Annotated in this window: 13 protein-coding genes, 1 tRNA gene and 1 riboswitch; of the genes, 2 read left to right on the forward strand and 12 right to left on the reverse strand. The window is 73.1% G+C overall.

Annotated elements, in window-relative coordinates; genetic code table 11:
• Nucleotides 1–12: 12 nt before the first annotated feature.
• From gcvPA to ACTHMS_RS19480, 11 genes are all read right to left on the reverse strand, one after another.
• Nucleotides 13–1,572, reverse strand: coding sequence for an aminomethyl-transferring glycine dehydrogenase subunit GcvPA (gene gcvPA, locus ACTHMS_RS19430; RefSeq protein WP_440308312.1), 1,560 nt, complete (start codon nt 1,570–1,572; stop codon nt 13–15).
• 84 nt (nt 1,573–1,656) lie between these two features.
• A riboswitch (glycine riboswitch) is annotated at nt 1,657–1,741 on the reverse strand.
• A 76-nt stretch (nt 1,742–1,817) separates the two neighbouring features.
• The gene (locus ACTHMS_RS19435; protein WP_440308313.1) at nt 1,818–2,402 is read right to left on the reverse strand and encodes a MerR family transcriptional regulator; all 585 of its coding nucleotides are present in this window, start codon (nt 2,400–2,402) and stop codon (nt 1,818–1,820) included.
• 203 nt (nt 2,403–2,605) lie between these two features.
• The gene (locus ACTHMS_RS19440; protein ID WP_440308323.1) at nt 2,606–3,067 is read right to left on the reverse strand and encodes a bifunctional nuclease family protein; all 462 of its coding nucleotides are present in this window, start codon (nt 3,065–3,067) and stop codon (nt 2,606–2,608) included.
• 79 nt (nt 3,068–3,146) lie between these two features.
• Nucleotides 3,147–3,893: a transcriptional regulator FtsR gene (ftsR, locus tag ACTHMS_RS19445; RefSeq protein WP_440308314.1), complete on the reverse strand. Its 747-nt coding sequence runs from the start codon at nt 3,891–3,893 to the stop codon at nt 3,147–3,149.
• Nucleotides 3,890–4,411, reverse strand: a complete 522-nt coding sequence (gene odhI, locus ACTHMS_RS19450) for an oxoglutarate dehydrogenase inhibitor Odhl (protein WP_440308315.1) — start codon at nt 4,409–4,411, stop codon at nt 3,890–3,892. The genes ftsR and odhI overlap by 4 nt, the downstream gene beginning before the upstream one ends.
• Before the next feature lie 170 nt (nt 4,412–4,581).
• Nucleotides 4,582–4,971, reverse strand: coding sequence for a glycine cleavage system protein GcvH (gene gcvH, locus ACTHMS_RS19455; RefSeq protein WP_440308316.1), 390 nt, complete (start codon nt 4,969–4,971; stop codon nt 4,582–4,584).
• A gap of 75 nt (nt 4,972–5,046) precedes the next feature.
• Entirely contained in the window at nt 5,047–5,364 is a 318-nt protein-coding gene (locus tag ACTHMS_RS19460; RefSeq protein ID WP_440308324.1) for a DUF881 domain-containing protein, read from the reverse strand.
• Nucleotides 5,365–5,373: 9 nt separating this feature from the next.
• Nucleotides 5,374–5,814, reverse strand: coding sequence for a hypothetical protein (locus tag ACTHMS_RS19465; RefSeq protein ID WP_440308317.1), 441 nt, complete (start codon nt 5,812–5,814; stop codon nt 5,374–5,376).
• A gap of 1 nt (nt 5,815) precedes the next feature.
• Nucleotides 5,816–6,148 (reverse strand): small basic family protein, encoded by a 333-nt coding sequence (locus ACTHMS_RS19470; RefSeq protein ID WP_440308318.1) that lies wholly within the window; start codon nt 6,146–6,148, stop codon nt 5,816–5,818.
• Nucleotides 6,145–6,972: a DUF881 domain-containing protein gene (locus tag ACTHMS_RS19475; protein WP_440308319.1), complete on the reverse strand. Its 828-nt coding sequence runs from the start codon at nt 6,970–6,972 to the stop codon at nt 6,145–6,147. Before ACTHMS_RS19475 ends, ACTHMS_RS19470 begins: the two co-directional genes overlap by 4 nt.
• Nucleotides 6,969–7,598 carry a CDP-alcohol phosphatidyltransferase family protein gene (locus tag ACTHMS_RS19480; protein WP_440308320.1) on the reverse strand — a complete coding sequence of 210 codons (630 nt, stop codon included), beginning with the start codon at nt 7,596–7,598 and terminating at the stop codon, nt 6,969–6,971. Before ACTHMS_RS19480 ends, ACTHMS_RS19475 begins: the two co-directional genes overlap by 4 nt.
• A 111-nt stretch (nt 7,599–7,709) precedes the next feature.
• On the opposite strand from ACTHMS_RS19480, the gene ACTHMS_RS19485 reads away from it, so the two are divergent.
• Together ACTHMS_RS19485 and ACTHMS_RS19490 are read left to right on the forward strand one after the other, a co-directional pair.
• Nucleotides 7,710–7,786 (forward strand) — tRNA-Pro (locus ACTHMS_RS19485).
• Nucleotides 7,787–7,831: 45 nt separating this feature from the next.
• Nucleotides 7,832–8,578: a group I intron-associated PD-(D/E)XK endonuclease gene (locus ACTHMS_RS19490; protein ID WP_440308321.1), complete on the forward strand. Its 747-nt coding sequence runs from the start codon at nt 7,832–7,834 to the stop codon at nt 8,576–8,578.
• On the opposite strand, the gene ACTHMS_RS19495 is transcribed toward ACTHMS_RS19490, so the two are convergent.
• On the reverse strand, nt 8,547–9,154 hold a 608-nt coding region (locus ACTHMS_RS19495; protein WP_440308322.1), incomplete at its 5' end, for a hypothetical protein. The genes ACTHMS_RS19490 and ACTHMS_RS19495 overlap by 32 nt on opposite strands.

Consider the following 9,154-nt stretch of genomic DNA (forward strand, 5'->3'; position numbering starts at 1 on the left):
GTTTGTCACCGGCTAAATCTCGGTTGTGGCGTTGATCTTCATCGTGCACGAGCCGATCGGTATCATGCCGCGGTCGAGGGAGTAGTCTCGGTCGGACAACCGTCGCAGGTAGAGCAGCATCGCGGTCTCGGAGTGGTGCTGCGTGAAGACCGGGTGGGTGAGGAAGGGGGTCGTCCGCTCGGCGCCGAACGCCGTCGCGGTGACGGTCTCGGCGGGCGCGGCGACACCGAACGCCCCACAGACCGCGGCGAGGTGCGCGTCGGTGGTCGTCTCGTCGCAGGCGATGCCGACGGTGTCGTCGTCGACCAGCCGCAGGTTGATGCCGGCGTCGCGGGCGGCCGCGACGACGGCCTCGCCGCGGCCGGGCACGCGGGCGGTGAGGGTGTCGAAGAATGGCGCGTCGCCGACCTCGACGCCACCGGCGCGCAGGGCCTCGGCGAGGGTGGCCGCCCGCTGGTGCACGCGCCGCGCGATCGCGCGCAGCCCGTCCGGGCCGTGGTAGACGGCGTACATCGACGCGATCACCGCGAGCAGTACCTGCGCGGTGCAGATGTTCGAGGTCGCCTTCTCACGGCGGATGTGCTGCTCGCGGGTCTGCAGGGCGAGCCGGTAGGCCGGCTGGCCGGACGAGTCGACCGAGACGCCTACGAGGCGTCCGGGCAGCTGCCGCTCGAGACCCGAGCGCACGGCGAGGTAGCCGGCGTGCGGGCCGCCGAAGCCGAGCGGCACCCCGAAGCGCTGCGTGGTGCCGACGGCGATGTCGGCGCCGGCCTCACCGGGCGAGGGCAGCAGGGTGAGCGCGAGCAGGTCGGCCGCCACGATCGCCTGCGCACCGGCCGCGTGGGCCGCCTCGACCACCGGGTCGAGCTCGCGGACGGCACCGGACGCGCCGGGGTACTGCACGAGCACGCCGAACGTGCCCTCGGGAAGGCCGGCGGCTGTGGTGATGTCGGCGAGGTCCTGCACGACGACCTCGAGGCCGAGCGGTTCGGCGCGGGTGCGCACGACGTCGATCGTCTGCGGCAGCGCGTCGGCGTCGACGACGAACACCGACCCCTTCCGCGACGCGCGGTGCGCCAGCGCCATCGCCTCGGCGGCCGCGGTGGCCTCGTCCAGCACCGAGGCGCCCGCGACCGGCAGGCCGGTGAGGTCCTCGACCATGGTCTGGAAGTTGATGAGCGCCTCGAGGCGGCCCTGGCTGATCTCCGGCTGGTACGGCGTGTACGCCGTGTACCAAGCCGGGTTCTCGAGCACCGAGCGGCGGATGACGGCCGGCGTCACCGTGCCCGAGTAGCCGAGCCCGATCATCGGGGTGAGCACCCGGTTGCGGTCGGCGAGCGCCCGGAGCTCGGCCGCGGCCTCCTCCTCCGTCGCCGCCGGCGGCAGGGCGAGGCTGAGCTTCTCGCGGATCGACGCCGGCACGGCCGCGGCGAGCAGGTCGCTCATCGACGCGTACCCGACCGTCTCGAGCATGCGCGCGCGGTCGTCGGCCGTCGGGCCGATGTGCCGGTCGGCGAAGCGTCCGAGGGAGGACGGAGCAGTCTCGACCTCGAGGCGAGGGTTGGCGGTCACGCACACTCCCGGGCGACGGTCCGATCCGCCGATCGCGCCGATCGGTGGATCCCCGTCTGTCGGGCGGTCGCCCTCCAGAGTGGCCTGCACCGCGCGGTCCTGGTGCCTGAGAGGTTCCGGGGAGGTTGCCCCTTCGGCGCTGCTGACGCAGCTCTCCCGCGCGGGATGAACAGCCGTCGCCGACGGTACCAGCCGTCAGGCCACCGCGCCGGTGGGACGCGACCCGCGGCGGTGTGGCGCGGGCGTCAGGCGGTGGCGCTGCGGGCGGAGCGGCGGCGCGACAGCTCGTCGACGGCCGCGGCCTCCGGCGTGTCCTCGACGGCACCGTCGGCGCGCTCGGCCGGCAGCGACGCGAGCGAACCGCGCAGCTCACGCAGGGCACCGCTCACCGCGATGCCGAAGACGCCCTGACCGCCGCGCAGGAGGTCGACGACCTCCTCGTTCGAGGTGCACTCGTAGACGGTCGCGCCGTCCGAGAGCAGGGTCAGCTGAGCGAGGTCGTCGACGCCGCGCAGCCGCAGCGCGTCGACCGCGACGCGGATGTTCTGCAGCGAGATGCCGGCGTCGAGCAGGCGCTTCACGACTTTGAGGACGAGGATGTCCTTGAAGGAGTAGAGCCGCTGGCTGCCCGACCCGGTGGCCGAGCGGATCGACGGGACGACGAGGCCGGTGCGGGCCCAGTAGTCGAGCTGGCGGTAGGTGATGTTCGCGGCGGAGCAGGCCGTCGGACCGCGGTAGCCCACGAGCTCCTGCTCGTGCTCGACCGGATCGGCGAACAGCGCGCCCTGCTCCGGCAGCTCGCGGCCGGGGCGTTCGACACCCTCGTCCATCTCTGACCTCCTTCGGGGCCCACCGTCACCACCGCCTCGATCCTCCGGCCGCCGCCGGCAGGAGTGTCGGCGGAGACGGAAATGCCACGGTGGTGATTCGTGGCTCGACCGACGGTAGGCGGCGACCCGCGACCGAGTCAACGCGACGCGCCGGGGTGAACCGTCGACCTGAGGTCGACCCTACCCGTCCCGGCCGACCAAGATCACCCGTCGGCAGCGAAGTCCTCGGGCGAGATCTGGTCGAGGAACTCGCGGAACTTCTCGACCTCGTCCTCCTGCTCGTCCGGGATCTCGATGCCGGCCGAGTCGAGCACGGCGTCCGAGCCGAGGATCGCGGCGTCGCAGCGCAGCGCCAGCGCGATCGCGTCCGACGGCCGCGCGCTCACCGTGACGCCGCCGGTGAAGCGGAGCTCGGCGTAGAACACGTCGTCGCGGATCTCGGTGATGTGCACGGCCTCGAGCCGGGCGCCCAGGGCGCCGATCGTGTCCTTGAGCAGGTCGTGCGTGAGCGGCCGGGCGGTCTGCACGCCCTGCTGCTGGAAGGCGATCGCCGAGGCCTCGACGGCGCCGATCCAGATCGGCAGGTAGCGCACGCCGTCCTCCTCGCGCAGGAGCACGACCGGCTGGTTCTGGGGCAGTTCGACCCGGACGCCGACGACCCGCATCGGATGCACGACTGCCTCCTCGTCCCTACGACCTTTCGGCTTCCGACGCTACACCGCGGACGCGCGGCCGGGTGGGCCTTCAGGCCCCGCCGAGCGCCTCGCGCAGGCCCACCTGGACGAGCGCGGCGTGCAGCCGGATCGACAGCGACGCGAGCTCGCGCACCGTCTCCTCCGCCCGCGCCCGGGCCTCGCTGCTGCGCTGCCGGGCCATCGGGCCGACGACCTGCGAGAACAGGCCGACCTCGCGCTCGGCCGCGGTGCGGAACGCGCGCAGGTGCCGCCCCTCGAGGCCGAACCGGCCGAGGTCGGCGACGAGCTTCGCCACGGTGAGCGCGTCGTCGTCGTAGGCGCCGCCGGGGCGCTTGCCGATGAGCCCGAACTGCTCGATCTCGATCAGCTGGTCGGCGCGCAACCCGGACGCCTGCAGCAGTTCCTCGCGGGTGAGCCGGCGCGGCGCCCCGGACGACTCGGCCGTCGCCCCGTCGACCGGCTGGGTCGCCGGGCGGGCCGGCGAGACGGCCCACGGCGCCGGCGCCAGGCCGCGGTCGACCTTGTCCAGCTGCTCCTTGATCACGCGCAGCGGCAGGTAGTTGTCGCGCTGCTGCGAGAGCACGAACCGCAGCCGCTCGACGTCGCCGGCCGAGAACTTGCGGTAGCCGGCCGGTGTGCGCTCGGGACGCACCAGACCCTCGGCCTCGAGGAACCTGATCTTGCTGATGGTCAGGTCGGCGAAGTCGCCGCGCAGGGCGGCGAGCACGTCACCGATCGTGAACGTGCCACTACCGCCGGTCCCGGACGAACTGCGAGCGTTGAGCGCAGCACTCACCGCGGCGCCCCCGCACCCGTCCGGACCGCCGCGGTCAGGTAGACGAGCCGGAACTTGCCGATCTGCACCTCGTCGCCGCCCGAGAGCGGGACGGCGTCGATGCGCTCGCGGTTGACGTAGGTGCCGTTGAGTGAGCCGACGTCGTGGACGGTGAAACCACTGCCCTCGCGCCGGAACTCCGCATGCCGCCGGGACACGGTGACATCGTCCAGGAAGATGTCGCTGTCGGGGTGGCGACCCGCCGAGATGACGTCCTGGTCGAGCAGGAACCGGCTGCCGGCGTTCGGCCCGCGCTTCACCACCAGCAGCGCCGACCCCGGGGTGAGGGCGTCGACGGCACCCTGGTGCGCCTCGGCGGAGAACTCGTTCTCGACGCCGCTGAGGTCACCCGTGGTGGTGACGCTGGTGATCACGCCGGTCGCGTCCGGGCCGGCCGACTGCGTCGGCAGGGCGGCGCCGCAGTTGGCGCAGAAGTGGCTGCCGGACGGGTTCTCCGTGCCGCATGCGGTGCAGAACACGTGCATCGTCCTTCGTGTCGGTTCCGTGCTGGGCTGGGGGCGGCGCGCGGCGACAGGCCCGTTCCGACGAGGGTCACGTCGGAATGTCCGAGCCTAGGCGCGCCGATGTGCAAGGGTCAATCAGAGGTCGAGCCGACAGCGCGGCCCGCTCCGTCGACGCGCGGCGCCGGTCAGCCGGCGAGCGCGCCGTAGGCCCCTGCGTCGAGCAGGTCGTCCTGTTCGGCCGGGTCGCTGGGCGTGATCTCGATCAGCCAGCCGTCGCCATAGGGCGAGCTGTTGATGAGCTCCGGCGTCGCGTCGAGGGCGTCGTTGCGCGCCGCGACCGTGCCGCTCACCGGGGCGTAGATGTCCGAGACGCTCTTGGTCGACTCGACCTCGCCGATCGCCGTGCCCTTCGCGATCTCGGCGCCGACCTCGGGCAGCGACACGTAGACGACGTCGCCGAGGGCCTGCTGGGCGTGGTCGGTGATCCCGACGCGCAGCGGCCCGTCAGCGCCCTCGGCGAGGCGCACCCACTCGTGTTCGGCGGTGTACTTGAGGTCGTCCGGGACGTCCGACATGGCAGTCCTTCCGTGCCGCGCTGGTGTCACGCTGCGTGACGCCGCCGACCTTACCGACGCCGCCCGCGGACGCGATCAGCGCGTCGGCCGTGCGTAGTGGTCGGTCGGCAGTGCGCGCGTCACGGCGATCGACACCGTCGACCGGCGGCTCACCGCGACGTCGCCACCCTTGGCCCGCACCGCCGCGGCCACGCCACCGGGGATGTTGAGCGCCGTGTCCAGCGTGGTGCTGTCGCCGATCGCGGTGACGCGGTAGGGCGCCGTGATCGCCGTGCCGTCGACGCTCACCCCGCCCGGCCCGTCGACGAACGCGGTGTTCGTGCCGACCCTCACCGGACCGATCTGGATCGCCTCGGCGCCGGCGCCGCGCAGCTCCTGGACGACGTCGAGCAGGACCTCGGCCTAGAGCTGGCGCCCCGGGTCGGTGCTCGTCGCGACGCTCCCCGGGCCGTGCGCGGGCAGCTTGCCGAGCAGCACTCCGAGCGCCTCGGCCTCCTGCGCCGCCTGGCGCTGCGCGGCGGCGGTGCGGTCGCCGCTGCTCTGCAGCTGCCGCAGCGTCGTCTCGAGGTCGGCGATCTGCGCGCGCAACCGTTCGGCCTGGTTGTTCTGGTTGTCGAGGATGCCGATCAGGTCCTCCTCGCGCAGCCCGGACAGGCTGTCGGCACCGGAGTTCTGCCGCACCTGGACGGCGATCGCGAACCCGAGGACGCCGACGAGCAACCCGATCAGCAGCGCTGCGCCGATCGCACGACGCCGGTCGGGCGGGCGTCCCGGCGACACAGCGCCGGGGGGCTGCGGCGTGTCGTCGGCCGGCCTCGGCGAGGGCCTCGGTTCGTCGGCCATGTCAGGCCCGGAACAGGTGCCGGCGGATGGCGGCGGCGTTGCCGAAGATGCGGATGCCGAGCACCACGACGACCGCGGTCGACAGCTGCCCGCCCACGCCGAGCTTGTCGCCGAGGAACACGATCAGGGCCGCGACGAGGACGTTGGAGATGAACGAGACGACGAAGACCTTCGCGTCGAAGACCCGGTCGAGGCGCGCGCGCACGCCGCCGAAGACCGCGTCCAGCGCAGCGACGACCGCGATCGGCAGGTACGGCTCCATCCACGTCGGCACGGTCGGGCGGAACACCAACCCGAGGACGATGCCGGCGACGAGCGCGAGCGCGGCGATCATCGGCCGGCCTTCGCGTAGCGCGGGCTCAGCGGTGGGGCCGCGGGGAGGGTGAGCCGGGACGATTCGCCGAACGAGAACCCGATCCCGTCCACCCCCTTGAGCGTCTGGTAGCGGCTGGCGACCGCGCTCGCCGCGAAGCCGGTCGCGAGGTCGTCGGCGTTGCCGACCGCCGCGATCACGTACGGCGGCGTGATGTGCCGGAAGTCGATGAGCACGGCCTCCCCCGCGAACCGGATGGCGCTGGTCGGCGTGAGCCGCACGTCGTTGACCGCGATCGCCTCCGCACCCTCGGCCCACAGCTGGTTGACGACGCTGCGGATGTCCCGGTCGGTGAGGATATTCGTCGCCGTGATCGGCACCGTGCCGCCGCGCGCGGGCGGCGCCGACCTGGACGACGGTTCGTCCAGGGTCACGGTGAGCCCCGGCCCGGTGGCCGCCACCGTGCCTGCGGCGAGCTGGTCGGCGGTCAGCCGCCGCTCGAGGTCGCTCGGCAGCACCGCCTTGCGCAACCGGCTCAGCCTTGCTTCGTCCGCGTCGAGCTGCCCGGTGAGCCGATCGGTGGTCGCTTCCGCCGTCCGCACCCGAGCGACCAGCGAGTCGCGCAGCTTCGCCGCCTCGGGCGCTCCGCGGTGCGTGTGCACGTAGGCGACCACGAGCACGAAGCCGATGAGCAGGCAGCCGATGCCGACCGCCGGGCGGTCGTACCACCGCGTCGCCGGCTGCGGCCCGCGGCGGGCCGCCGCGGCCGCGTAGCCCGGGTCGAGGGTGTCGGCGACCAGGTCGAGCAGCTGCTGCGGCGAGACGAAGCGGGGTGCGCCGGTCATCGCACGGGACGGCGCACGAGCCCCGCGACCTGGTGCAGGTACACGGCGCCGGCGAACAGGTACAGCCCGGTGCCCCAGAGCGTGAAGCCCCACGCGATCGGACGCGCGACGTCGGCCACCGTGCCGTGGTGCGCGCCGAGCAGCAGGAAGGGGAACGCGTACAGGAGGCAGAACGTGGCCGCCTTGCCGAGGTAGTGCACCTCCGGCGGCGCGTAGCCCGCGCGCCGCAGCAGCGGCAGGCAGAGCCCGAGCACGACGTCGCGGCCGACGATCACGACGGCCAGCCACCACGGGATGATGTGCCGCAGCACCAGCCCCAGCAGGGTGGCCAGGATGTAGAGGCGGTCGGCCGCCGGGTCGAGCAGGGCACCGATCCGGCTGGTCTGGTTGAGCTTGCGGGCGAGCACGCCGTCGGCCCAGTCGGTGAACCCCGAGACGAACAGGATCGCGAGCGCCCAGCCGTCGGCGTGAGGGCCGAGCAGCAGCCACAGGAACACCGGCACGCCGGCGAGGCGCAGCAGGCTCAGGGCGTTCGGCACCGTCCACAGCCGGTCGGTCGACGCAGCGGCGGGCGGCAGCTGCGTCCCTGCGACCTGGCCCGACTCCACCGCACCTCCCGCCGTCATGACGCACCGACCCTAACCCGCGCGATCGGCGACGGCGTCCCTTGGCACGCGCGGACGCCCTGCGGCCCTGCGGTAGGCTGATGCGCGGTCCGGTGCCTCGTGCGCGGGCTACGGGGCGTGGCTCAGCTTGGTAGAGCATCCGGCTGGGGGCCGGAAGGTCGCAGGTTCAAATCCTGTCGCCCCGACCATCGCGACATCGGTTCTTGTCAGTGGTCGGTCCTACGGTCCGCCGCATGCCCATGTACTCGGACGACGACCTGACGCGTGCCATCGCCGGCGCACGCTCGTGGCGCGCCGTCCTCCGACAGCTCGGCCTCAATCCCGGCTCGGCCGGGACGATGCGCTCGGTGCAGCGCCGCGCCGCCCGGCTCGGGCTCGACCACACCCACTTCACCGCGGGCCGCCGCTGGTCGGACGACGAGTTGCGGGAGGCGGTCGCCACCGCCGAGACGTGGGCGACGGTCGCGAACCGGCTTCGACTCGCCGAGGGTGGCGGGACGCTCACGTCACTGCGGGCCCATGCACAACGCCTGGGCCTGGCGGTGTCGCACCTCGGGCCCCGACGACCGATGCCCTCGCCCGGCGGCGTGTTCGAGGCCGAGCCGCGCGTGGAGTGCATCCGCGTGGCCGGTTCGATGCTGGCCGCGAGCTGGTTCATGCTGCGCGGCGCCGCCGTGTCCTGGCCGCTCGAGCCCTGCCGGTACGACCTGCTCGTGCACTTCGAGGGGTTGGTGCAGCGGGTGCAGGTGAAGACGACCACGACGCGCGGGTCAGGTGCGCTCGTCCACATCGCCAACAGCCGGGACAACACCTGGGCCCTCTATGCGCCGGACGAGATCGACCAGTTCTTCCTCGTCGACGGCGACCTCAACGCCTATCTGGTGGCGTACGCCGTCGTCGCCGGGAAGGCGTGCGTCTCGTTGCGCGCGTACAGCGCGTTCCGGGTCATCACCTCGGGGCACCTGACGGTGGCGGCGTGACGGAACCGGCTGCAGGGCGGGCGAGGTCCCAGCGGCGCAACCAGAGCGCGGCCGCGGCGCCGGCGATGCCGAAGAGGGGCACGGCGGCGACGTTGTGCGTGATGGCATACCCCTCGGGCCCCATGCCGAAGACGAAGCCGAGTGAGACGGCGGCGATGATCGCGAGGTCGCGGCGCCGCCGGGCGAGCAGGGCGACGACGAAGAAGGGCCAGAGCAGGTACCACGACTCGACGGCCGTCGAGCACAGCACGGCGCCGCCGAGGGCGGCGGCGAGCCAGGCCCACGGCCGTCCGCGCAGGGCGGCCAGCCAGCAGCCGACGAGCACCACCGCGGTGAGGCCGAGCGCTGCAGTGGCGAGCTGGTGCTGCAGGTGATGGCCCACCGTGACGATGTACGCGTGCGAGTACCCGTCGATGTAGCGGACGACGTAGACGAGGTCGAGCGGCAGCGACAACCAGCCCAGCCAGCTGACGACCTGTCCGGACAGTGGATGCCAGCCCTCGGGGAAGCCGGTGACCAGGGTGATCACCGCGGCGGTGGCACCTGCGCTCAGGAGGGTGACCGCGCCCGCGTCGG

Source organism: Jatrophihabitans sp. (assembly GCF_051960575.1).
In the GTDB taxonomy this organism is placed as follows: Bacteria; Actinomycetota; Actinomycetes; order Mycobacteriales; family Jatrophihabitantaceae; genus JBQCEE01.

Coding starts and splice junctions, on each gene's coding strand:
- ACTHMS_RS19475 (WP_440308319.1), bottom strand. CDS start 6,972: ATGACCGGCGCACCCCGCTTCGTCTCGCCGCAGCAGCTGCTCGACCTG.
- ACTHMS_RS19490 (WP_440308321.1), top strand. CDS start 7,832: ATGCCCATGTACTCGGACGACGACCTGACGCGTGCCATCGCCGGCGCA.
- ACTHMS_RS19480 (WP_440308320.1), bottom strand. CDS start 7,598: ATGACGGCGGGAGGTGCGGTGGAGTCGGGCCAGGTCGCAGGGACGCAG.
- ACTHMS_RS19440 (WP_440308323.1), bottom strand. CDS start 3,067: ATGCGGGTCGTCGGCGTCCGGGTCGAACTGCCCCAGAACCAGCCGGTC.
- ACTHMS_RS19465 (WP_440308317.1), bottom strand. CDS start 5,814: ATGGCCGACGAACCGAGGCCCTCGCCGAGGCCGGCCGACGACACGCCG.
- ACTHMS_RS19435 (WP_440308313.1), bottom strand. CDS start 2,402: ATGGACGAGGGTGTCGAACGCCCCGGCCGCGAGCTGCCGGAGCAGGGC.
- ACTHMS_RS19470 (WP_440308318.1), bottom strand. CDS start 6,148: ATGATCGCCGCGCTCGCGCTCGTCGCCGGCATCGTCCTCGGGTTGGTG.
- gcvH (WP_440308316.1), bottom strand. CDS start 4,971: ATGTCGGACGTCCCGGACGACCTCAAGTACACCGCCGAACACGAGTGG.